Raw genomic sequence first — 24508 nt, 5'->3', positions numbered from 1 at the left:
AGGATATTAAGATGTTTTTTTAGAAAAGAGAGTATATCAGAGTTTTTTAGGAGTTAAGGTTATTGTTAGGTTGACTGAAAAAAATTCAATTGTATTACAGTTAGATGAGTGGTATTTTATTATTAAATAGATATAAAATATAGAATGAACGGAGGTATAAGTATGATTGAGTTAAAAAATGTATCAAAAACCTATAATGGTTCTACTTATGCAGTAGATGATTTGAATTTAAATGTAAAGGATGGTGAAATATTTGGGTTTTTAGGACCAAATGGAGCTGGTAAGACTACTACAATAAAAATGATTACGGGAATAATTGCTGCTACTAAAGGTGAAATCAAAATAAATAATACTGATATTCAAAAAGAACCATTGAAAGCTAAAATGGAATTTGGTTTTGTACCAGATAGTCCAGATATGTTTTTAAGATTAAAGGGAATAGAATATCTTAATTTTATGGCAGATATTTATGATGTGCCAGCAAATGTAAGAAAGGAAAGAATAAAAAATCTAGCGGAAAGATTTGGTATGATTAATGCACTTGATGATCAAATTCAAAGCTATTCACATGGAATGAGACAAAAAATTATTATAATGGGTGTTTTAATACATGATCCTGAGGTTTGGATACTTGATGAACCTATGACAGGACTTGATCCAAAATCTTCTTACATATTAAAAGAAATGATGAGAGAACATGCTGATTCAGGAAATACAGTACTTTTTTCAACTCATGTGCTTGAAGTTGCAGAAAAAATATGTGATAGAGTTGCTATAATAAATAAAGGTAAAATACTATTTTGTGGTACATTAAGTGAAATGAGAGAACACTTTAAAAACAGTGAATCACTTGAAAAAATGTTCTTGGAGATGACTGAAAATGAATAAATGGTGGATTTTAACAAAAATCTTCTTGAAATCAGGAGATGAAACTCGATCACAAAATAAAAGTAAAATTTTCAGTAAAAAAATAGTATTATATGCTATTTTAGCAATAGCATTATTACCTTTAATAATGATGATTGGAAAAGGCGCATCAGCACTTTATGATATTTTATCAAAATTTAATCAAGAAGGCATAATATTAGGAATTGGTTTTGCACTTAATTGCCTTATTATATTTGTTTTCGGAATATTTTATGCTATGAATACATTGTATTTTTCAATGGACATAGAAAATATATTGCCACTTCCTTTTAAATCATGGCATATTATATCTGCAAAACTTACTACTGTTTTAATATATGAATATTTAACAGAAGCAGTATTTTTTGTTCCACTTGTAATTTCATATGGATTAAAAAGTGGAGGAGGTTTACTATATTATTTATATAGCATAATTGTTTTTGTTACTATACCAATAATTCCTTTAGTATTATCATCTTTAATAGTAATGTTAATAATGGGATTTACAGGTTTTGCAAGAAATAAAGATAGATTTAGAAAAATTAGTGGACTAGTAGGTTTAGCACTTGCTTTAGGTTTTAATTTCTATATACAAAAATTAAGTTCAAGTTCTATTACGCCTGAACAAGTAAATTCAATGATTAATATAGGAAATAACTCTTTTATAAGTATAGTTACTACTATATTCCCAACTGCTAAATTGGCAGCTTTAGGAGTAGTTAATAATAGTAGTGCACTAGGGATTACAAATATTTTAATGTTTTTAGGTATTACTTTTGCAGTATTGGGATTATTTTTAATAATAAGTGAAAAACTATATTTTAAGGGAGTATTAGGTGTTTCTGAAACTTCATCAAAAAGAAAAAAACTAAGTTCTGAAGAATTAGAAAAAACTTCTATTAAACAGTCAGTATTAATTTCTTATACTAAGAAAGAACTTAGACTATTATTTAGAACACCAACATATTTTTATAATTGCGTTATAATGAATTTTTTATGGCCTGTATTTTTTATTATACCTATGATGGCAAATTCAAATAGAGGATTGACATTATCAAAGATAAGTTCCTTTTTAAATAATACATCTTATCAAGGAATAGTAATTGCAGCGAGTTTTGCATTTATGTTATTTGTTGGAGGAGCCAATGCAATAGCTGCTACATCTATATCAAGAGAAGGAAAAGATATATTTATATGTAAGTTCTTACCGATATCATATAGAACACAAATAATGGCAAAAGTTTTATCAAGTATAGTAATGGGCATAATGTCAGAAATAATTATGCTTATTGTAGCAATAATTGTTTTAAAAATGCCAGTGGTAACAAGTATAATAATTGCAATACTAGGAGTTTTAGCTATAACTTTTATATCAATGATAGGTGTATTTGTAGATTTGAATCATCCAAAATTAAAATGGGAAAATGAACAAAAAGCTGTAAAACAAAACATAAATCCATTTTTTCAAATGATTATATCATGGGTAAGTATAGCAGGTTTAATAGCCGGTGTTCTTTACTTTGATTTAGGATTAATAAAGACAATTGCTTTCATTTTATTAGTATTTGGAGGCATTACAATAATTTTATATAAAATTATTGCAATAAAAGGAGAAAAGATTTTCTCAAGTATAGAATGTTAAAAAAATATTTATTTATGAGGTGATGATTATGGATAAAAATGTTGAATGGTATCAACAAAACAGAGTAGAAAAGACAATACAAAATTTACAAAAGAACAACATGGAAGGGTATTTTGTACAAGACGAAAAAGAATTAATAGAAAAGATAGAGGAACTTGTAAAAGATGGAGACACAGTATCTGTAGGAGGTTCTATGACTTTGTTTGAAGCGGGAGTTATGGAACATTTAAGAAGTAGTAGATATAATTTTTTAGACAGATATAAAGAAGGATTAACTAAAGATGATATAAAAAATATATATAGAAAAAGTTTTTGTACAGATACATATTTTATGTCTACAAATGCTTTAACTGAAAATGGAGAATTGTTTAACATAGATGGTAATGGAAATAGAGTTGCTGCTCTTATATATGGCCCAGATCAAGTTATTATTGTAGCAGGAATAAATAAAATTGTTGCTGACTTAGAGGAAGCGGAATCAAGGGTAAAAAATTGTGCAGCACCTATAAATGCCAAAAGACTTAATAAAAATACTCCTTGTACAAAAGTTGGTTATTGTGTGGATTGTCATAGTGATGATAGAATTTGTAGTCATTATGTAGTAACTAGAAGACAAAATTTAGGTAACAAGGGGAGAATAAAAGTTATAATAGTTAATAAAGAATTAGGATACTAATAAATGGGGCTGTCGCACTAAAAGTAAATACTACAATACATTGTGTTGATTTAAAAAATGAAAAACAATATATTGTATGTAAATCTCTTAATGCGACAGCCACATTTATATTTTAGTGTTATATATGAATATTATAGTTAAATTGTATTATTTGGATATATTCTTTTGAATTTAATTTTAAATAATTTAACCATTAATAGTCCATCAAAGCCCCATTGAATAGCTGTAACCCACCATACATAATGGACAGGAAGTTTTGCTATATAGATAACATAGTATATAAGAGGAAGTCTTATTATCCAGTTAGAAATAACTGATATTATAAAAGGAGTTCTAGTATCTCCCATACCTTTAAGTGCACCCCCATAAATCATAGAAAGTGCCATTGCAGGTTGTTCTACTGAGGCTATCATCACACATAAGGAGCCTAATTTTATGACTTCTTTTTCTGTAGTTTGTATGAAAAGACTTATCAGAAAATTAGGAAATATTAAAAACATAATTCCACATAATAACATTATAGAAGTTCCAAGAAATGCACAGGTATGTGCATATTCTTGGGCTTTTTTATAATTTTTTTCTCCAATTTTGTGACCTACTAAAGTGGTTGCAGCTATTGCAAAGCCCCATCCTGGCATAAAAGATAAAGACTCAATTGATGTTGTTATTTGATTTGCAGCAAAAGAAATACTTCCAATATGCATTATCATAAATGTATTTATAAGTTTACATATATCAAAGGCACCTTCTTGCATTGAAGAAGGTATAGAAAGTTTTATTAAATCTAATAATCTTTTTTTATTTAGTAATTTAATGTATTTAAATTTAATTTTTATTTTAGAGTTTTTTAACATATATGAAGAGGCAAATATAAATCCAGTTATTTCAGCTATTAGTGTGGCTATAGCAGCTCCTTTGACACCTAACTCAGGAAAAAAACCAATACCAAATATTAAAAGGTAATCAAGAGTTAAATTCACTATATTAATTATTGCAGAAATAAAAAGAGGAGTTTTAGTATTTCCATAACCTCTTAATATACCATTTAATAAATTTGTTAACATATTAAAGAATATAGCTATTGAAGCTATTTTCATGTATATATTACTTAATTTGATTACTTCATTTTTAGCTCCTGCAATAATCAATATGTTTTTAGAAAATATAAAACAAAATAAAAATATAATAAAGGATACAATGGTACCAATAAATAAACCTAAAGTTGCATATTCTTCGGCTTCAGTAATTTTTTTAGCACCAAATTTTCTTGCAACTAACGATGTTATACTAATGGATATTCCTACAGCAATAAATATATTTACAAATGTATAAAGAATTTCAGAACTAATTCCTACAGAACTTACCCCAATATTTCCACCATATTGTCCAACCATTATTGTATCTAATACCCATATCATCATATATAGTGTCATTTCGCCAACGGCAGGTAATGCTAGATTTAATACATCATGTATGGTTTGTTTTTTAAATGAATATACGATAATGATAACCCCCTTTCGCTTATTACAAATTTAACTTTGGTGAAGTTAAATATTAAAATATAAAGTTTATACGAGTGTAATTTTTAAAATATAAACCTTCAAAATAATGAATATATTTTAAAAATTGTGAAAATAAAGAAAGATATCATTTATATGTTAATATATTTTGTAAATTAAAACAATATATAATAAATATCTATTTATGATATAATAAATAAAAATTATGAAATATGTTGAATGATGGAAATGAAGGAAGGGTTTGAAGTGTTAAAGTGGAAAGAACTTTATGAAGAATGTAAAAATTGTCATAAATGTGCACTAGGGGAAAAAAGGACAAATATGGTGTTTGGCGAAGGAAATATGAAGGCACCTATAGTATTTATTGGAGAGGCACCAGGAGCTGATGAGGATAGATCTGGAAGGCCATTTGTAGGAAAAGCAGGTCAACTTTTTACAAAAGGAATGCTAGCGTTAGACTTAAAAAGAGATAGAGATTATTATATATGCAATATATGTAAATGTAGACCAGATAGAAATAGAACCCCAACAGAGGAAGAAGCTATGACTTGTTTGCCATATTTAAGAAATCAAGTAGCATTAATTAAACCTAAAATAATAATTTGTTTAGGAGCTACGGCTATGAAATATATAATAGGTAGTGATTGGAGAATTACAAGAGATAGAGGAAAATGGATAGAAAGAAAAGGATATTATATTATGCCTACATTTCATCCAGCAGCACTTTTTAGAGATGAAAGTAAAAAAAGTTTATTTTGGAGAGACTTAAAAAGTATAAAAGAAAAGTATGAAAAATTAAAAGAAGATGGAGAAATATAATTTAAAATCCTTGATTCTTAACTAGTATACATTGTTAAAAATCAAGGATTTTAATTTTTAAGAACATTTTTACAAGATAATCAATAAAATGATATTGACTATAAAATTATTTTATACTAAAATTATTTTATGCATAAATAATTACATTATAAAATAATTGCGAATTTAAATATTAATTAGAGTTAGGGGGTCAATATATGAAAGATTTAACAAAAGGAAATGAGGCGAAACTTATATTCTATTTTGCACTTCCTATGTTTATAGGAAATATATTTCAGCAATTATATAATACTTTTGATAGTATAATTGTTGGTAGGTTTATAGGTACTGAGGCACTAGGGGCAGTAGGTACCAGTTTCCCAATTATATTTTTACTTGTATCATTACTTATAGGAATTACTATGGGTTCCACAATACTTATAGCACAGTACTATGGGGCAAAAGATATTAAAAATGTAAAGAAAACAATAGATACAGCATACATATTCTTATTTATAGCTTCTTTAATAATTACTGTATTGGGAATTTTATTTAGTAAAAGTATATTAATGATGATGAATGTGCCAAAAGAAATACTTCCTCAAGCAGAGAGTTATTTAAAAATAATGTTTTTTGGTATGATAACTATGTTTGGGTATAATTCTATAAGTGCAATTTTAAGAGGACTTGGAGATTCAAAAACACCCTTGTATTTTTTAATAATTTCAACAATAATAAATATAGGGTTGGATTTGTTATTTGTAATTGTGTTTAAGTGGGGAGTAGCTGGTGCAGCATGGGCTACAGTTATTGCTCAAGGGGTATCCTTTGTATTTGGAGCGTATTATTTAAATAGAACTCATGAAGTTTTCAAATTTGACATAAAAACAATGACTTTTGATAAGGAAATTTTCAAAAAAAGTTTAAAGATAGGTCTTCCAACAGGAGTTCAACAAATGCTTTTTGCTTTAGGGATTATGGTGCTTCAGTCTTTGGTTAATGGATTTGGAAAAGAAACAGTTGCAGCATATACAGCAGCCAGTAGAATTGATTCATTTGCATCTATGCCTATAATGAATTTGGGAACAGCTATTTCTACTTTTGTAGGACAAAATTTAGGTGCTGGACGAGAAGAGAGGGTTAAGAAAGGATTTAAATCTACAATTATTATGTCTAGCATAATAGCGGTATCTTGTAGTATTTTAATATATATATTTGGTAAATGGCTCATAATATTATTTAATGCGGATCCAAAAGTAATAGAAATAGGTGTTAATTATCTGAATATAGTGTGTTCTTTTTATATAATTGTTGCTACTATGCAGGTTATAAATGGTGTGTTAAGAGGAGCTGGAGACACAGTTCCTACAATGATTATTTCTATAGTTACTTTATGGTTTGTGAGAGTTTTTTTAGCTTATATATTGTCAAATAAATTGAATTCACCTACTGGTATTTGGTGGGCAATTCCATCATCATGGATGGCAGGACTTATTTTAACAGTATTATATTATAAGAATGGTAAATGGAAAGAAAAAGTAGTTATAAGGAGAAGTGGGGTAAATGAAAACTAGAGATATATCTAATAAGTTTGTTCAATTTCTAATGAAATTAAAAAAATATGCAAGAGCTACATGTAATGATAAAAGTCATAAAAGTAATTCTAATATTACTATGCAGCAATTTAGAACTATGATGGGTTTAAGGGAACTGAAAAAGTGCAGCTTGAAAGATTTAAGCAAAAAAACAAGAGTTTCTACATCAAGTCTTTGTATTATGCTTAATAAATTATCAGATGGAGGCTATATAGAAAGGGAAATAGACAACAAAGATAGAAGAAATACATTTTATAGTTTAACAGAACATGGGATGACATGTTTAGATAAAGAATTGAAAAATAAACTTAAACAGTTAGACGAAATAATTGATAAACTATCACCAGAAAAAAAACAAAAATTTTTTGAGAGTATAGTAAACTTAGAGGAAATTTTAGAAGAATTAAATCAACATTGCAAATAAATTTAGAATGTAACCTATTGACATATATTGATATATATTATATTATGGATTCAATAATTTGTTATGTATTTATGTATAATAATATATTGATTTGATAAATATATTATTATAGGAATAGTGTGATATTTATATTCTTAAATGTAATGATGGGAAGAGTAGTGAAGGGATATATTTAAAGAGAGCTGAGTAAGGTGAGAGTCAGCAATATTGAAATTCATGAACATGGCCCCTAAACATATTATCTGAAATTTAAGTAGGATAATACGGCTGCAACCGTTATATTGCAAGGTAATGATAGTTACCTAGAGAGATTACTATTGTGAAATAGTAATAAATTAGAGTGGTACAGTGCATAATAGCGCCTCTATGTAGAATTAAGTTCTATGTAGAGGTTTTTTTATTTATAATTAACTCAACTTTGGCAGTAAAAAAATACTGCTTAGCGAAGGAAAATGATATATTGCGTAAGAAACATTTGAACTTGTTACTGAAGTGAAAGGTTTCTGAGCAAGATATCATTTCCCGTAGCGGCTATTTTTCACCTGCGAAAGTTGAGTAAGTAAAAAAAGGAGGAAGTAACATGGCAGATAAAAAGACATTTTATATAACTACACCTATTTATTATCCATCAGCAAAATTACACATAGGTAATACGTATACTACAGTAGCAGCAGATGCGGTTGCAAGATTTAAGAGATTAACAGGTTATGACGTAATGTTTTTAACAGGCTCAGATGAACATGGTCAAAAAATTCAAAGAATAGCTGAAGAAAAAGGTGTTTCACCAAAAGAATATGTTGACGAAATAGTGGCTACTATAAAACATTTATGGGAAGTAATGGACATAAGTTATGATAAATATATAAGAACAACTGATGATTACCATATTGATACAGTTAAAAAGATATTTAAAAAATTGTATGATCAAGGAGATATTTATAAGGGAAGTTATGAAGGCTGGTATTGTACTCCATGTGAGTCGTTTTGGACTGAAACTCAACTTGTAGATGGTAAATGTCCAGACTGTGGAAGACCAGTTGAAAAAGCTAAAGAAGAAGCTTATTTTTTCAAAATGTCAAAATATGCAGATAAGCTTATAGAATATATTGAAAATCATCCAGAATTTATTCAACCAGAATCAAGAAAAAATGAGATGATTAATAATTTCTTAAGACCAGGACTTCAAGATCTTTGTGTATCAAGAACTTCATTCGATTGGGGAATTCCAGTAGAATTTGACAAAGGACATGTTGTATATGTTTGGATAGATGCATTAAGTAACTATATATCAGCTTTGGGATATAATAATGAACAAGAAAAGTTAATGGAAAAATATTGGCCAGCAGATGTCCATCTAGTTGGTAAAGATATTATAAGATTCCATACTATTTATTGGCCAATTATGCTTATGGCTTTAGAACTTCCTCTTCCAAAACAAGTATTTGGTCACGGATGGCTTTTAGTTGATGGAGGAAAAATGTCAAAGTCAAAAGGTAATGTGGTTGATCCTGAAATTCTTGTTAATGAATTTGGTGTAGATGCAGTTAGATATTATTTACTACATGAAATACCATTTGGATCAGATGGTGTGTTTACAAATGAAATGTTTATAAAGAAAACAAATTCAGATCTTGCAAATGATCTTGGAAATCTTGTTTCAAGAACTGTGGCAATGGTTCAAAAATATTTTGATGGAATTATGCCGGCACCAAAGGCTAAAGAAGAAATTGACGATGAGTTAATTAAATTAGCACTTCAAATTCCAAAAAAAGTTGAAGAATCAGTTAATAAGTACCAATTACCAGAAGCTCTAGAGCATATTTGGACACTTATAAAGAGATCTAATAAATATATTGATGAAACAATGCCTTGGGCACTTGCTAAAGATGAAGATAAGAAAGATAGATTAGCAACAGTACTTTATAATTTATCTGAAGCTATAAGATTTATATCAGTATTATTAGCATCATTCTTACCTACAACAAGTGATAAGATAAATGAAAAATTAAATGTAGAACTTATATCTTGGGATTCTTTAGCTTCTTTTGATGGAACAAGAGCTGGTTCAAAAGTACAAAAGGGAGATAACTTATTCCCTAGAATAGATGTAGAAAAGAAATTAGCACAGCTTGAAGAAATTAGACAAAAACAACTTAAAGAGATTGAAAAAGCTAATCAGCCAAAAATGAAGCCTTTAAAATCAGAGATTACTATAGATGATTTTGATAAAGTAGATTTAAGAGTTGTTAAAGTTTTAGAATGTGAACCTGTTAAAAAAGCTAATAAACTTTTAAAATTAAAAGTAGATTTAGGTGGAGAAGTAAGGCAAGTAGTATCAGGAATAGCTAAATATTATAAACCTGAAGAGCTAATTGGAAAATACGTGATTTTAGTTGCTAACTTAAAACCTGTTAAGTTAAGAGGAGAACTTTCTCAAGGTATGATTCTTGCGGCATCAACTGATGATGATAGTAAGCTATTTACTGCTACAATACCACAAGAATTGCCGACTGGAAGTCAAGTTAGATAGGTAATAAATTAAAATTTAGTTTCAAGTAAAGTTTATACTTTATGTGAAGATAGCTACAGGATAAAAAGGAAGCAGTTAAAGCTGCTTCTTTTTTGTTAAATATCTTCAAAATGAAAGAAATGTGTTAAAATAAATAAGTTGAAATATCAATAAAATATGGAATTGAAGTTGATGAAAGGAGAGCATATATGAATAAGATTTTGATTACTACAGTATCAGGAGCAATTATTGGATATATAACTAATTGGCTTGCTATTAAAATGTTATTTAGACCATATAACGAAAAAAAAATTGGTGGAATAAAAATTCCATTTACACCAGGACTTATACCAAAAGAAAAGTCTAGAATAGCTAAAAGTGTGGGAGAAGCGGTAGGAAATCACTTATTAACTAAAGATACAATGATAGAATCATTATGCAGTGAAAAAATAATTGGTAAACTTAGAAAATGGATCGTTTTGAAAGTTGAAAGTATTAAGGAAGATAAAAGTACAATAGAAAGCAAAATTCAAGAATTATTTAAGGATAACTATAATAAAATAATAAGCAAATTTAATGAGAAAATGGTTCAGCTATTTATTCAAAATTTAAAGAAAAAAGAGAACAAAATTAAAATTTCAGAGTATATATGTAAATTAGTTAGACAAAAACTAAAAGAAAATGATTTTAAAATAATTGAAGAAAACCAACTTTTTATTAAAGTCAAAAATAATATAATAAATAAACTTTTAAATAATGAAGGTAAAGAAAAAATTAATAAAGAGCTAATTAATATTTTAGATAAACAAATTATATCTGTTAAAGAGAGTGAATTAAAAATTAAAGATTTAGTACCAGAGTGTGTTGTAGATAGTTTAAAAGGATATACTTTTGAACATAAAAGAGAAGTTTGTTTAACACTTAAAAATATGCTAAAAGAAGAAAAGGTTCAGTTAAAAATAAAAGGTATAATTGGTGAAACTATTAGTAATAATTTAAGTCCAATGATAGCTATGTTTTTAAGTAAGGATATGATACATAATAAACTTATGGAAATAATAAATAATTTTTTAGGTAATGAAAAAAATCAAGAAGATGTAGTAGAAGTAATAAATAGTTTAATAGATAAAGGTTTGCAAAGTAATATATCAGACATAATGTCTAATACTTCAGAAGAAACAAAAGAAGAAAGTGTTAAAAGTATTGTGAATTTTATTACAAATAAAGTTATAACAGAAAATAATTTATTGGAAATAATTAAAAAAATAGAAAATAAATTAGATGAGAGTAGTTCATTAGAAGAGATAATATTAGATATGGACAGTGATTTTTATAACAATATAGATAAAGTTATACACAACAAAGTGAATAATTTTATTGAAAGTGAATTGTTATGTGGAAAACTTAGTGATGTGATAAGTGAAATTACAAATTCTATGATGCAAAAGAATGTAAAAGATATTTTTAAAGGAAGAGAAGAAAAATTATCACAATTTATATGTAAAACTTCAGAAAATATGTATAACAAATTTATAGAAAATCGAGCGTCTGATGTTATTGAAGCTTTAGATATTTCTAAAATTGTTGAAGATAAGATAAATTCTTTTGATGTAGCTTTTGCTGAGAAAATAATATTAGATATTGCAAGTAAGGAGTTAAGTGCTATTACATGGTTTGGTGCTTTATTAGGAGGAACAATGGGATTTATATCTTCTCTAATAGCAATGGCGTAAGTTCTTTGTTGAAAGATATTTAAAATTTTAGTATTTTGATACATAATATAAGTATAGTTCATTGTTTACTAAAACTATAGAATAGGAGTGATGAAAATGAATGATTTTCAATATCTTATGTCTACTAAAGTTTTATATGGTAAAGACATTATAATAAAAGAAGCAGAGTTATTTAAGAAATTTGGAAAAAAAGCTTTTATAGTAACTGGTAAAAGTTCTTCTAAGAAAAATGGTTCATTAAATGATGTTGTAAATGCTTTGAAAAAAAATAACATTGAATATTGTATTTTTGATAATGTAGAGGAAAATCCATCTTTAGAAATGATTGATGAAGCAGCCCAAATAGGCAGAGAGGAAAATGTAGATTTTATAATAGGAATTGGAGGGGGATCTCCTTTAGATTCGTCAAAAGGAATAGGAGTATTACTAAAAAATAAAAATGCTAATGTAGAAGATTTATATAATGAACCAAAGTTAGACTCTATTCCAATAATAGCTGTACCTACTACAGCAGGAACAGGGTCGGAAGTTACTCCATATGCTATTTTTACTAATCATAAAATTAAAACTAAGAAAAATTTCATGCATAGAGTTTTTCCTAAAATAGCATTTTTAGACGCAAAATATTTAATGCACACTCCATATAATGTTACGGTAAACACATGTGTAGATGCGTTATCTCACCTAGTGGAAGGATATTTATCTTCTAAAGCAAATATTCTCAGTGATGCTGCTGCAGAAAAGGGAATGAGATTATTTGGTGAATGTATACCATATATCAAAGAAAATAATTTTACTTACGAAGTTCGTAAAAAATTACTTTTAATATCTACATTAGCTGGTATGGTTATAGCACAATCAGGTACATCACTTCCTCATGGAATGGGCTATCCCCTAACGTATTTTCATGGAATTCCACATGGAAAAGCTAATGGGCTTTTATTAAAAGCTTATTTAGAATTTTGTGAGGACAAGAAGAAAGTTGAGAGTATATTAGAATGTATAAGGATGAATAATACTGATGAATTAGGTGAACTTTTAAATGAAATTTTAGGTAAAGAGAATTTTGTTAGTGAAGATGAAATAAATGAATATACAAATAGTATGATAAATAATAAAGGTAAACTTAAAAATCATCCATACAAGGTAAACAGAGAAGATATTTTTAAGATATATAAAGAAAGTTTAATGTAAAATTTAGATAGTATGTGAGTACGTAATACTAAGTGAGGGGGAATATATATGTCAAAATCTAAAGTATATTTTATGAATCTAAGAACTAAACCAGGTAGAAATTTGATTCATAAATTTAATAGTTTATTGATACAGTCAGGTATAAAAAAGATAGATTTTAAAGATAAATTTACTGCAATAAAAATACATTTTGGTGAACCAGGAAATTTAGCTTATATAAGACCTAATTATGCAGCTCAAGTTGTAAATCTTATAAAAGAATTAGGTGGTAGACCATTTTTGACTGATGCAAATACTTTATATTCAGGAAAAAGAGCTAATGCATTAGATCATTTGCAAACAGCGTATCAGCATGGATTTAATCCTTTAACTGTAGGATGTCATATAGTAATTGCAGATGGAATCAAAGGAACAAGTTATAGAGAAATAGAAATAAACAAGAAGCATTGTAGTAAGGCTAAGATAGGAACAGCTATTGCAGATGCAGACATAGTAATATCTATGAATCATTTTAAAGGACATGATATGACTGGTTTTGGAGGAGCACTTAAAAATTTAGGTATGGGATGCGGATCACGTGGTGGAAAGATGGAAATGCATTCTGCATCTAAACCTTGGATAAAAAAAGTAAATTGTGTTTCTTGTGGTCAATGTATAAGTCATTGTCCAGTAAATGCTATAAGTTTTGATGAAAATAAAAAAGCAGACATAGATTATGATAAATGTATTGGATGTGGTCAATGTGTAGCTGTATGTAGACATGATGCATCATTAGTAAAATGGGATGAAGCAGCTGATATTGCTAATGAGAAGATAGCTGAATATGCTTATGCTGTAGTTAACAATAAGCCTAATTTTCACATAAACTTTATAATGAATGTATCACCAAATTGTGATTGTTGGGCATACAATGATGTTCCTATTGTCCCTGACATAGGGATAGCAGCGTCTTTTGATCCGGTTGCATTAGATATGGCTTCAGTAGATTTAGTAAATAAAACTCCAATTGCTAAAGGCTGTGAATTAGATGAAAAACATATTCATGAATGTGACGATAAATTTAATAGTTTATATATAAATACTAATTGGAAGTGTGGCATTGAACATGCTGAAAAAATTGGACTTGGAAATAAAAATTATGAATTAGTAGTAATTAAATAATAAATTGAATCGTATAATAAAATATAAAATTTTATATTAATAGTAATATGTTGTAATAATTTAAAATAGATTATTTGGCATTGTTCACACAAGGGAGGATAAGTATGATTTTTGATTCACATGCTCATTATGATGATGAAGCTTTTCAAAATAATAGAGAACAAGTAATAAGGGAACTAAAGGAAAATGGAGTTATTGGAGTAATAAATTGTGGAGCCTCGGTACAAGGATCAAGAGACTCTGTAGAACTTGCAAGTAAGTATGATTTCTTTTATGCAGCGGTAGGAATACATCCAGAATATGCAAATGAAGTTAATAAAGAGATATTAAAGGAACTTAAAGAACTTTCTAAATATGAAAAGGTTAAAGCTATAGGGGAAATAGGATTAGATTATTATGGTGATGAAAATCCAGAAAGAGAAATCCAAAAGCAAGCATTTAGAAAACAAATGGAATTAGCAGCTAAATTAAATATGCCAGTAATTATTCATGACAGAGATGCACATGGAGATACTTTAGAAATAATCAAAGAGTATCCAAATGTAAAAGGAGTAATTCATTGTTTTTCAGGCAGTATTGAATTTGCACGAGAATGTTTAAAATTAGGATATTATATAGGATTTACAGGTGTGGTTACATTTAAAAATGCTAAAAAAGTAGTACAGGTAGCAAAAGAAGTTCCATTAGATAGATTACTTGTAGAAACGGATTGTCCATATATGGCTCCAGTTCCTAATAGAGGAAAATGTAATAGGTCTGATTATATAAAATACATACTAGAAAAGATATCAAAAATTAGAGATATACCACTTAAAACTTTAGAAGAGGCTACTATTAAAAATACCAAAAAACTATTTCACATTTAATTCTATTATAAAAAAGTAAATAATAATACCAAATATTTCAATATATCCCTAATGGCGGGTTGAATGATTATATTTTATAATCATTTTAAATATATTATGCATATTATGCATTTTGACCTAATGACAAAAGACATAAAAATTTGACAATTTGATTAAAAGTCTATATAATACTTTTTGTTTATGCCTAAAGGGAGGTAATTTACTATGAAACAAAAAGCGGAGGATCTTATTAGTAGGTGTTTTTCAAAAGGTCCAATGGCTCTGGTTATTGCGGTCCTGATATTGTTAGCATTGCTTATGGGGATTGTAAACATGAAAAAGACAGTTTCAGTAGTAATTGACGGTAAGGAGAAAAAAATAGTTACTTATAGAAGTCAATTAGATAATATACTAAAGAAAAATGATATATGTATAGGAAAAAAGGATAAAATAAGTAAAAAACTAGACACTAAAGTTAAAGACGGGGACAAGATATATATAAAGAAAGCTATAGATATAAAAGTAAAAGTAGATGGAAAAATTTTAAATATAAAAACTGCTGAAAACAATATAGGTGATATGTTAAAAGCAGAAGGCATAAAAATTGATAAAGATGATAAAGTAAATCCATCTAATACAGAAAAGATAAATGAAGATTTGTTAGTTTCTATAGCAAGAGTAGAGTATAAGGTTTTAAAAGAAGCTAAACCAGTAGAATTTTCTACAGTAATGAAAAAAGATGATACTTTAGAAAAAAATAAAAGAAAAGTAATACAAAATGGTGCAAAAGGTCAAAAGGTTATTGCTACAAAAGTAACTTATCAAGATGGAAAAGAAGTATCAAGAAAAGTTGTAAGTGAGTCTGTTACTAAAAAACCAGTTTCACAGATAGTAGCAATAGGTACACTTGGAGTTATAAGACCATCTCGTGGAGGTTCATATAATTACAAAAGGTCGCTTAAAGTTAAAGCTACAGCATATACATCTAGTTTAGCATGTACAGGAAAATATCCTGGAAGTCCAGGGTTTGGAATAACTGCTACAGGAACAAAGGCTAAAAGAAATTCAAGAGGATATAGTACTATAGCAGTAGATCCAAGAGTTATACCTTTAGGAACAAAGGTTTATGTAGAAGGCTATGGTCTAGCTATAGCAGAGGATGTTGGAGGAGCTATAAAGGGAAGTAAAATAGATGTATACTTAAATAGTGAATCTCAAGCTAGAAATTGGGGCGTAAAATGGGTTAATATTTATGTCTTAAAATAGAGATTAAATGGAGCTAAAAGGCTCCATTTTTTATTTGATAAAAACTCAACATTAATTATTAATTGATATTAAATGTTTCTTACTCTATACAGTATTTTCTATTGCGAAAGTTGAAATGAAAATAAATATAGTTGAGAAATTTACTTGAAATATTGACATACAATAAAAAAAGAAAGAAAATGTTATTTAGGACATAATATGTTTGGAGGAATTTAAATGATAAAAGAAGTAATTGTGGTTGAAGGAAGAGATGATATTACAGCGGTAAAAAGAGCAGTAGATGCAGAGATGATTGCTGTTGGTGGTTTTGGAATAAATAAAAAAGTTATAGATAAGATAAAAGAAGCGCAGAAAAGACAAGGTGTTATAGTATTAACAGATCCAGATTTCGCAGGAGAAAAAATAAGAAAAATAATATCTAAAAGAGTTAAAGGTATAAAACATGCATATATTTCTCAAAAGGAAGGTATAAAAGATGGTGATATAGGTGTTGAAAATGCATCGCCTGAGAGTATTATAAGAGCATTGAAAAAGGCGAAATATGAAGTGAAAGAAAAAAGAGAAGTATACACAATGCAGGATATGTTTTATTTTAAATTATGTGGACATAAAGATTCAAAGGAAAGAAGAGATAGATTAGGAAAAGAACTTGGAGTAGGATACTGCAATGCAGCACAATTTATAGCGAGACTCAATAATTTTGGAATAACTAAAGAAGAATTTGTTAAAGCTATTGATAAAATAAATAAGGAGATGAATCATGGGTAATTTAAATACAAAAGAAGTAGTAGAAAAGTATGGTTTTAAGTTTACTAAAAGTTTAGGACAAAACTTTTTAATTGATAATAATGTAATTATTGATATTATAGAAGGATCAGAAGTTTGTAAAGACGATTTTGTTATAGAAATTGGTCCTGGGGTTGGGACACTTACAAAAGAATTATTGAGAAGAGCAAAAAAAGTATGCTCAATAGAAATTGATTCAAAATTAATACCTATTTTAGAAAAAGAACTTGAAGAATATGATAATTTTCAATTAATACATAATGATGCACTAAAAGTAGATTATAAAGAACTTATAGGAAATGAGCAAAATGTAAAAGTAGTAGCTAATTTACCATATTATGTTACTACACCTATAATATCTAATTTATTAAACGGAAGGCATAAATTCAAATCATTAACTATAATGATACAAAAAGAAGTAGCTCAAAGAATGAATGCAAAACCAAATTCTAAGGATTATGGTGCATTAACATTGCTTATACAATATTATTGCAATACTAAAATTATAAGAAAAGTTTCACCAGCTTGTTTTGTACCTAGACCTAAAGTAGAGTCTATAATTATAAGGTTAGATAGGCAAGAAAAACCAAAAGTAGATGTAGATGATGAAAAATTATTTTTTAGAATAATAAGAGATGCATTTAATATGAGAAGAAAAACTTTATGGAATGCACTTAAAAATTTAGGAATAGAAAAAGATAAATTACAACAGGCTTTAAACAATGCTAATATAGATCCTAAACGAAGAGGAGAAACATTATCTATAGAAGAATTTGCAAATTTATGTAATCATATATGTAAAATAAAATAAAATTTTATTATAAAGTTCACTTTTTGCATAGTCCCTCATATATTATATTGAATAATATTAATGGAGGGACTAGTTTTGACTTCAAAGAAAAGTTATAGTAGATACTTTATAATATTACAAGAAGATGAAAGAGGTTACGGGTTAGCAGCAGGAAAAGCACCTACCGGTTATGCTAAAATAGAAATAAAAAATTCTAAGTGTAAAGTTTCTTATTATGTACAAAATTTAAAAGCTCAATCACATAAATACTGTATGATACTTATATGTGGAAAGAAAGGTACTAATAAATTAATTAACATAGGCAATTTAAATTTAGATGAACATGGAAGAAGTGATGTGAGTTATGAGTATGATGTAACAAATATAGCTAATTCAAACATATCCGTCGATAAAATTATAGGAGCAGCAGTAGCTAAAAAAATCGATTCTAACATAATATCTGTAATGAGCGGATTTACTACTACGGATATTCCAAATGATTGGAAACGATATGTAGTGATTGATAGTGATAATAAGAGAGAAGAAAAGGATAATATATTCGAACAGTATGAAAAATCAATAGAAGATACAAAGAAAAATAAAGAAAAACAAATTGAAGAATCAGCAGAAGAGACAAATAAAGAAAATGATCACAAAATAAAAGAAGAAATACAAAGTGAAAAAGTAAGAAAAGAAGTAAAAAGCATAAAAGTAGATAAAGAGGAAGTAGGTAAAGAAAATAAAGAAGAAATACAAAGTGAAAAAGTAAGAAAAGAAGTAAAAAGCATAGAAGTAGATAAAGATGAAGTAGATAAAGAAAATAAAGAAGATGTACAGGTAGAAGAATTAGATAATGAAACAGTAGATGAAGAAAAGAAAGTAATAATAAGTGAAAAAGATTATAGAAATGAAGAAGTTGAAAAGGTGGATGAAGAGAAAGGTTCTGTAAATGAAAAAAGTAATTTAGGGGATGAAGAGAAAGAAATAGAAAAGAAAAAAGAGGAAAAATATAATAAAGTAAGTGATGAAGAAAATAATATAGATAGTCCATATAGAAAATCAAATGATTTTATGAATGAAGTATATTATAAACAAAATTGCAATAAAGACAATAGATGCTGTGGTTGTAAAAAAGGACCAACAGGTGAATTTTTTGAGGATTTAACAGAAGACTTTGAAGAGGTAACTAATGTATTTAGTAAAATTAAAAACTGTAAATGGTATAAAGTACCTATAAAAAGTGTAGAAGATATGTGTGATATGTCTGACTATGATAAATATGTAGTTATATATTATCCTATGATTTGTTATTATCCTTATATAAAAAAATATAATCACTATTTAGTTGGCTACAAATATGATAAAAAAGGAAAGATAAAATATATTGTCTATGCAATTCCTGGAAGAAAATCTACAAAATATCAACCATATGCAGGTAGAACTGGATTTGTAACATGGATGCATAATAGAAAAAATTGTGAGTCAGAGGGATATTGGTTGATGTTTTATGATTTTAAAACATCTAATATACTCATTCCAGTTAAGAAGAAAAAGTAATATTTTATATTTCTAATTCATATAGTGTTAAAGAGAGTTGAACTATATGGGAGGAAATAAATGATAAAAATCATAACTTTAAATGGTAAAAAAATTGGGGTTACACTTATTATAATAGGTCTTATGCTTATGCTAATTGTTTTTGAAAAAAATTTTGATCATAGATTAAAATTTGCAGCTCTTATGCACAGTAATATAAATTCTTTAAAAGAATATTCTATTTTAGATAATAAATATACTTACAAGCTTCCAGAAGAATGGAAAACTAAAAAGAGACAGTTTCAAGGTAAGGAGATTATATATCACAATGAGTTCGCTTCTAAAGATAATAATATTTATGGTTTTGTTCAGGTATGGAATATTAATAAGAGCTTAAAAAAGTTTTTAGAGGATAGTAAACAAATAGCATTAGAACAAAATGTAATAAACGATTATAAAATTGAACAATTCAATGTAAATAATGAAAAAGGATATTTAGTAACTTATTCATTAGTTGATGGTAAAAATTATACTTATAATTCTTATGAATATTTTATAAAAAGAGAAGAAGGATTTTTGAGATTTTCCTTTTTTGTACGAAAAGAGAATTTTAAAGAAAATATGCCTACAATTTTTCAAACTATAGTTAATACTCTAAAAATTATATAAAATTCATAAAAAAATTGCTTAAAAACAATTATAGTATTATAATTTATTTTAAAGAGAAGGTAAAACTTCTCTTTATTTATTTGACAGGAGGTAATATAATGAGACCCGTATTGTTCGAAATATTTGGTATTAAAGTCTACGGATATGGTACTATGATAGCTATCGGAGTAGCGGCAGCACTTATTCTTTTAAATTATAGAATTAAGCAAAGAGAATATGATGATGATAGTATAACTAATATGGCTATAATAGCTATTGTAAGTGGTGTGCTAGGAGGAAAATTATTATTTATAATTACTGAATTGAAAAATATAGTAATCAATCCTGAAATCCTTAAGAATATACAATATGGATTTGTTATATATGGTGGAATTTTAGGTGGTGCTTTAGCAGTTTATTTATATTCAAAAAAGAAGAAATGGAATACACTTGATGTATTTGATTTAGTTATTCCATCAATACCTCTAGCACAAGGATTTGGAAGAATAGGATGTTTTTTAGCGGGTTGTTGTTATGGAAAACCAACTACACTTCCTATAGGAGTAGAATTTCAAAATTCTATGTTTGCCCCAGAAGGTATATTAAGACATCCTACACAATTATATTCCTCTGTATTTGATTTTTTTCTTGCATTTTTTTTGTTATGGTATGATAGAAAAAATAATAAGCAAGGAAGGGTATTAGCTATGTATTTTATAGTATATAGTATTGGTAGATTTATGGTTGAATTTTTAAGAGATGATCCAAGAGGAACTGTAGGAATTTTATCAACATCACAATTTATAAGTATACTTATACTGATTGTAGGATTGATATTTTTTAATATTGATAAATTTAAAAAGAAAAGTAATGTTTAATTTAAATAAATAATCTACAATAATAGGAGGAAAAAAAGTGGATTACAAAAGGAAATTGTTAATTGTATTTATGATTTTAATTATTCCATCACTATTTATAGGTTGCGAAAAAATAGATAAGTTAAAAGTGAAATGTGGATTTAAAAATGAGGATTTTGAATATATAAAGCAAGGAAAGATAAGTAAGATAGCAATACAAAGTACTAGAGATAAAGGATTTAGGTTTATAGTAGAAGATAAAAAAGCTATTTCAGGTATTTATGATATATTGTCATCTGGTAAGAAAACAAATAAAAAATCAACACTTAAACCAGATTATGTATTTGAAATGTATGAAAATGATGAAAGTGTTCATAAGTTTAATTATGTAGTAGGTATAGATAAAAAAAATGGTGGTAATTTATATGATGAAAATAACAATGTTTATCTTGTGTCTAAAAGATTGGACAATGATATAATTAAAAATTTTTATGATATAACAATACCTAAAAACTTTAGTAAAGTTTATTATGGATCATTACTAGAAGTTTTAAACAAGTATGTTAGTAATCTTGATAAAGATGAAACTATAGGTATAGATATCAATAATGATGTAGAAATGAATAAGTTTTTACTATCATCAGATTTAGAGGACTTTAAATCAGATATTAAATCTAAAAATATTAAAGCAGAATTACTAGAAGGAGATAATAAAGATTTTCAAGTTATAATGAAAATTACTACAGAAGGTTACAAAAGTAATTTATATAAAGGCATAGTTAAATTTCTAAATAACAATAACAAAAGTGAAAAAGTTTACTACATATGGAATAAATATGAAGATGGAAATTGGAAATTTAATATATTTGAAGATAAGAAACCTAAAATGGATAATAAAACTTTTTAAATTACATTGAATAAGACTGTATAAAAGTAACAACTTGTTTTTATACAGTCTTTTTTTGTTTATTTAATTTTATAAAAGCAAATAATAACAAAGAGGTGATGTAAGTGAACTATAAGTTTAAAGAATATATATGTAATATAATAAAATATCATGATATTAATGAAGCTAGCAATATACTAGAAAATTATATTATAAATATAGTTAAAGATTTTATAAATAAAAAAGGTGTAGAAGAAAGTTTAGTAGAACTTTTAGGTACTTTAGGATTTTTATATAGTAAAAAAAATATAGATAAGAACAGAATTGAAATATTTATACATAAATTATCAAATATATTTCCATATGGAAATATAAAATTAATTAAACATATAAGTAATTTTATGGAGATAGTTTTATTATATAATCCAGAAGTAAATAAATGTTATTTATATGAATTAAATAAATTTGCTAATGTAATGGAAGAGGATCATAGTGCTATTTTATATAAGGCATTTGCAGTACCATGTTATAAAAATTATATTGATTATAATAAAATCGAACATAAAATTAAGTATCCTTGGAGATATTATTATGATATGGCTAATTTGTATGGAGCCTTTAGAGATTATTTAAAAGCATTTAAATACATAAGAAAAGCATTGAAATGTTGCCCAACATTTTTAAAAGAAGAATATACAAATAAATATAAGTATATTTATAAACAAATGAAAAATAATAGAGAATTAGTTGACGGAAAACTATTTTTATATTAAAATGATTTTATATTAAAATCATTTTGTGATTTAATATACTAAATAGAGATTTTAATGAGGTGGCAAAGTATGAAAAAAAAGATTTGGTTTTTAGTAATTAGTGTAATAGTAATAGCTTCATTAATAGGAATTAGACTTATAAACAAAAATAAGAAAATGTATTCTCAAGTAAAAACTACAATAGTAAATGAAGGAGGATTGAAAGCATATCTATCTACAAATGGTAAAATTGAATCTCAAAGTAGTAAAGATTATTATGGAGTTCAGGGTAAAGTAAGTAAAATAAATGTTAAAGAAGGGCAAAGTGTAAAGAAGGGCGATGTTTTAATAAATTATGATGTTCCTGATTTAAATGCAGCTGTGAAGCAAGCAGAACTTCAGTATAATAATTCAGTTCTTCAAAAAGATGATTTATTAGATCAAAAGAAAAGTGTAGATAATAAAATAAGTAAATTGAATTCAGAAATAAGTAAATTAGAAAAAAGTAATAATCCTCAAGAATTAGCTAAAGTTGAAACGCTAAAGCAGCAAAGAGATGCTATTCCCACTATATCAGAAGAAAAAATTAAGCAAGCTAAAAATGGAGTAGAACTTGCTAAAATATCACTTGACAATGCTAAAAACAATTTAGCAAAGAGTAAGAGTAGATTAATATGTGAGAATGATGGTGTAGTAACAGCAATAAATGTTAAAGAAGGTGCTGTAGATAATGGAATGCAGCCTGCATTAGTGGTTAAAGATATTCAAAATTTAAAAATGAAAATATCACTAGGTAAGTATGATATAAGTAAAATTAAATTAAATCAACAAGCTATAGTAAAAAGTCACAATAAACAATATAAGGCAAAGGTTTCATTTATAGATCCAGCGGCAAAAGAAGAAATGTCTAGTACAGGTAAAGAAACCTTTTTAGGAATTGAAGTTAAGTTATTAGAAAAAAGTGATGACTTAAAAATAGGATTTGATGCTGATGTAGACATATTAGTTGGTGAAAGAAAAAATACGCTTAAAATACCAGCAGAAGCTATTAAGGTAGATAAAAAAGGAAATAATTATATATATGTAGTGAAAGATAATAAAGCAGAAGAAAGAAAAGTAAGTTTAGGACTTCAATCTGATATGGAAGTAGAAATTTTAAAGGGATTAAAAAAAGGGGAAAAGGTTATTTTGAATCCAAGCGCTTCTATAAAAAATGGTACTTTAGTTAAGGAATATACGGAGGAAAATTAACGATGATTGAAGTTAAAAGTATAGTTAAAAGTTATAAAACAGGAAGTTTTGAATTTAAAGCATTGAAGGGAATAAATTTAAAAGTAGAAAATGGAGAATTTACTTCTATAATGGGTCCATCAGGTTCAGGAAAGTCTACTTTTATGAATATATTAGGGTGCCTTGACAATGAATATGAAGGTAAATATATATTAAATGGTAATGATATATCAAATTTATCAGATAATGAACTTGCTTATATAAGAAATAAGGAATTAGGTTTTGTATTCCAAGCATTTAATTTGCTTCCTAGAATGACAGTACTTGAAAATGTAGAACTTCCAATGGTGTATGCAGGATTACCATTTAAGGAAAGAAGAAAAAGGTCATTAGAAGCACTTGAGAGAGTGGGATTAAAAGAAAGAGTAAAACATAAATCAAATGAGATATCAGGTGGACAGCGTCAAAGAGTGGCTATTGCAAGAGCTATAGTAAATAATCCATCAGTAATAATGGCAGATGAACCAACAGGTAATTTAGATACTAAGTCATCCATGGAAATAATGAAGATTTTTCAAAGACTAAATGAAGAAGGAACTACAGTAGTTATGGTAACTCATGAACCTGAGATTGCAAAATATACTAAAAGAATAGTACGATTTAGAGATGGAGAAATACTTACAGATGAACTTGTAAAAGGTAGAATTAAATTGTAATTGATAATAATGACTTTCCATATTGAAATGGAGGTAGT

22 protein-coding genes and 1 other annotated feature are annotated in these 24508 nt (G+C 27.1%); of the genes, 21 read left to right on the top strand and 1 reads right to left on the bottom strand.

Going from position 1 to position 24508, the window contains the following annotated elements; all coding sequences use genetic code 11:
* The first annotated feature begins 162 nt into the window (after positions 1-162).
* From ACFIJ5_RS16845 to ACFIJ5_RS16835, 3 genes are read left to right on the top strand one after another with little or no spacing between them, the layout of a single operon-like run.
* On the top strand, positions 163-888 hold the full coding sequence (locus ACFIJ5_RS16845; protein ID WP_379809113.1) for an ABC transporter ATP-binding protein: 726 nt from the start codon (positions 163-165) through the stop codon (positions 886-888).
* Entirely contained in the window at positions 881-2548 is a 1668-nt protein-coding gene (locus ACFIJ5_RS16840) for a putative ABC transporter permease subunit (RefSeq protein WP_379809111.1), read from the top strand. Before ACFIJ5_RS16845 ends, ACFIJ5_RS16840 begins: the two co-directional genes overlap by 8 nt.
* Before the next feature lie 28 nt (positions 2549-2576).
* Positions 2577-3224 (top strand): lactate utilization protein, encoded by a 648-nt coding sequence (locus ACFIJ5_RS16835; RefSeq protein ID WP_379809109.1) that lies wholly within the window; start codon positions 2577-2579, stop codon positions 3222-3224.
* A gap of 137 nt (positions 3225-3361) precedes the next feature.
* Here ACFIJ5_RS16835 and ACFIJ5_RS16830 read toward each other — a convergent pair whose 3' ends face one another.
* Positions 3362-4726, bottom strand: coding sequence for an MATE family efflux transporter (locus ACFIJ5_RS16830; protein ID WP_379809636.1), 1365 nt, complete (start codon positions 4724-4726; stop codon positions 3362-3364).
* Between the two features lie 264 nt (positions 4727-4990).
* Here ACFIJ5_RS16830 and ACFIJ5_RS16825 point away from each other — a divergent pair, with 264 nt between their 5' ends.
* The 18 genes from ACFIJ5_RS16825 to ACFIJ5_RS16740 all read left to right on the top strand — a co-directional run bounded on the left by ACFIJ5_RS16825 (position 4991) and on the right by ACFIJ5_RS16740 (position 24470).
* On the top strand, positions 4991-5563 hold the full coding sequence (locus ACFIJ5_RS16825; RefSeq protein ID WP_379809107.1) for a uracil-DNA glycosylase: 573 nt from the start codon (positions 4991-4993) through the stop codon (positions 5561-5563).
* Positions 5564-5760: 197 nt separating this feature from the next.
* Positions 5761-7116 (top strand): MATE family efflux transporter, encoded by a 1356-nt coding sequence (locus tag ACFIJ5_RS16820; RefSeq protein ID WP_379809105.1) that lies wholly within the window; start codon positions 5761-5763, stop codon positions 7114-7116.
* A complete protein-coding gene (locus ACFIJ5_RS16815; protein ID WP_379809103.1) occupies positions 7106-7561 on the top strand; it encodes a MarR family winged helix-turn-helix transcriptional regulator in 456 nt (151 codons plus the stop codon). Before ACFIJ5_RS16820 ends, ACFIJ5_RS16815 begins: the two co-directional genes overlap by 11 nt.
* A 134-nt stretch (positions 7562-7695) precedes the next feature.
* Positions 7696-7930: a binding site (T-box leader), on the top strand.
* 211 nt (positions 7931-8141) lie between these two features.
* Positions 8142-10091: a methionine--tRNA ligase gene (gene metG, locus ACFIJ5_RS16810; RefSeq protein WP_379809101.1), complete on the top strand. Its 1950-nt coding sequence runs from the start codon at positions 8142-8144 to the stop codon at positions 10089-10091.
* A gap of 188 nt (positions 10092-10279) precedes the next feature.
* On the top strand, positions 10280-11803 hold the full coding sequence (locus tag ACFIJ5_RS16805; RefSeq protein WP_379809099.1) for a DUF445 family protein: 1524 nt from the start codon (positions 10280-10282) through the stop codon (positions 11801-11803).
* Between the two features lie 96 nt (positions 11804-11899).
* A complete protein-coding gene (locus ACFIJ5_RS16800; protein ID WP_379809097.1) occupies positions 11900-12997 on the top strand; it encodes an iron-containing alcohol dehydrogenase family protein in 1098 nt (365 codons plus the stop codon).
* A gap of 48 nt (positions 12998-13045) precedes the next feature.
* Positions 13046-14158, top strand: coding sequence for a DUF362 domain-containing protein (locus ACFIJ5_RS16795; protein ID WP_379809095.1), 1113 nt, complete (start codon positions 13046-13048; stop codon positions 14156-14158).
* A 104-nt stretch (positions 14159-14262) separates the two neighbouring features.
* Complete coding sequence (locus ACFIJ5_RS16790) at positions 14263-15024, top strand: TatD family hydrolase (protein ID WP_379809093.1); 762 nt, start codon at positions 14263-14265, stop codon at positions 15022-15024.
* A 204-nt stretch (positions 15025-15228) separates the two neighbouring features.
* Positions 15229-16269: a 3D domain-containing protein gene (locus tag ACFIJ5_RS16785; protein ID WP_379809091.1), complete on the top strand. Its 1041-nt coding sequence runs from the start codon at positions 15229-15231 to the stop codon at positions 16267-16269.
* A 216-nt stretch (positions 16270-16485) separates the two neighbouring features.
* A complete protein-coding gene (gene rnmV / locus ACFIJ5_RS16780; protein ID WP_379809089.1) occupies positions 16486-17037 on the top strand; it encodes a ribonuclease M5 in 552 nt (183 codons plus the stop codon).
* Complete coding sequence (gene rsmA, locus ACFIJ5_RS16775) at positions 17030-17866, top strand: 16S rRNA (adenine(1518)-N(6)/adenine(1519)-N(6))-dimethyltransferase RsmA (protein WP_379809087.1); 837 nt, start codon at positions 17030-17032, stop codon at positions 17864-17866. The genes rnmV and rsmA overlap by 8 nt, the downstream gene beginning before the upstream one ends.
* Positions 17867-17941: 75 nt before the next feature.
* Positions 17942-19402: a hypothetical protein gene (locus tag ACFIJ5_RS16770; protein ID WP_379809085.1), complete on the top strand. Its 1461-nt coding sequence runs from the start codon at positions 17942-17944 to the stop codon at positions 19400-19402.
* 60 nt (positions 19403-19462) lie between these two features.
* Entirely contained in the window at positions 19463-20050 is a 588-nt protein-coding gene (locus tag ACFIJ5_RS16765) for a hypothetical protein (RefSeq protein WP_379809083.1), read from the top strand.
* Positions 20051-20148: 98 nt separating this feature from the next.
* Entirely contained in the window at positions 20149-20907 is a 759-nt protein-coding gene (locus tag ACFIJ5_RS16760) for a prolipoprotein diacylglyceryl transferase (RefSeq protein ID WP_379809081.1), read from the top strand.
* A gap of 37 nt (positions 20908-20944) precedes the next feature.
* On the top strand, positions 20945-21793 hold the full coding sequence (locus ACFIJ5_RS16755; protein ID WP_379809079.1) for a hypothetical protein: 849 nt from the start codon (positions 20945-20947) through the stop codon (positions 21791-21793).
* A 104-nt stretch (positions 21794-21897) separates the two neighbouring features.
* Positions 21898-22545, top strand: a complete 648-nt coding sequence (locus ACFIJ5_RS16750; RefSeq protein WP_379809077.1) for a hypothetical protein — start codon at positions 21898-21900, stop codon at positions 22543-22545.
* A gap of 69 nt (positions 22546-22614) precedes the next feature.
* The gene (locus ACFIJ5_RS16745; RefSeq protein ID WP_379809075.1) at positions 22615-23775 is read left to right on the top strand and encodes an efflux RND transporter periplasmic adaptor subunit; all 1161 of its coding nucleotides are present in this window, start codon (positions 22615-22617) and stop codon (positions 23773-23775) included.
* 2 nt (positions 23776-23777) lie between these two features.
* Positions 23778-24470: an ABC transporter ATP-binding protein gene (locus tag ACFIJ5_RS16740; RefSeq protein WP_379809073.1), complete on the top strand. Its 693-nt coding sequence runs from the start codon at positions 23778-23780 to the stop codon at positions 24468-24470.
* The last annotated feature ends 38 nt before the right edge of the window (positions 24471-24508 follow it).

The organism is Haloimpatiens myeolchijeotgali, from assembly GCF_042688525.2.
GTDB lineage: Bacteria > Bacillota > Clostridia > Clostridiales > Clostridiaceae > Haloimpatiens.
Note: the sequence above shows the minus strand (reverse complement) of the source record. Positions and strands in the feature narration are given on the sequence as shown.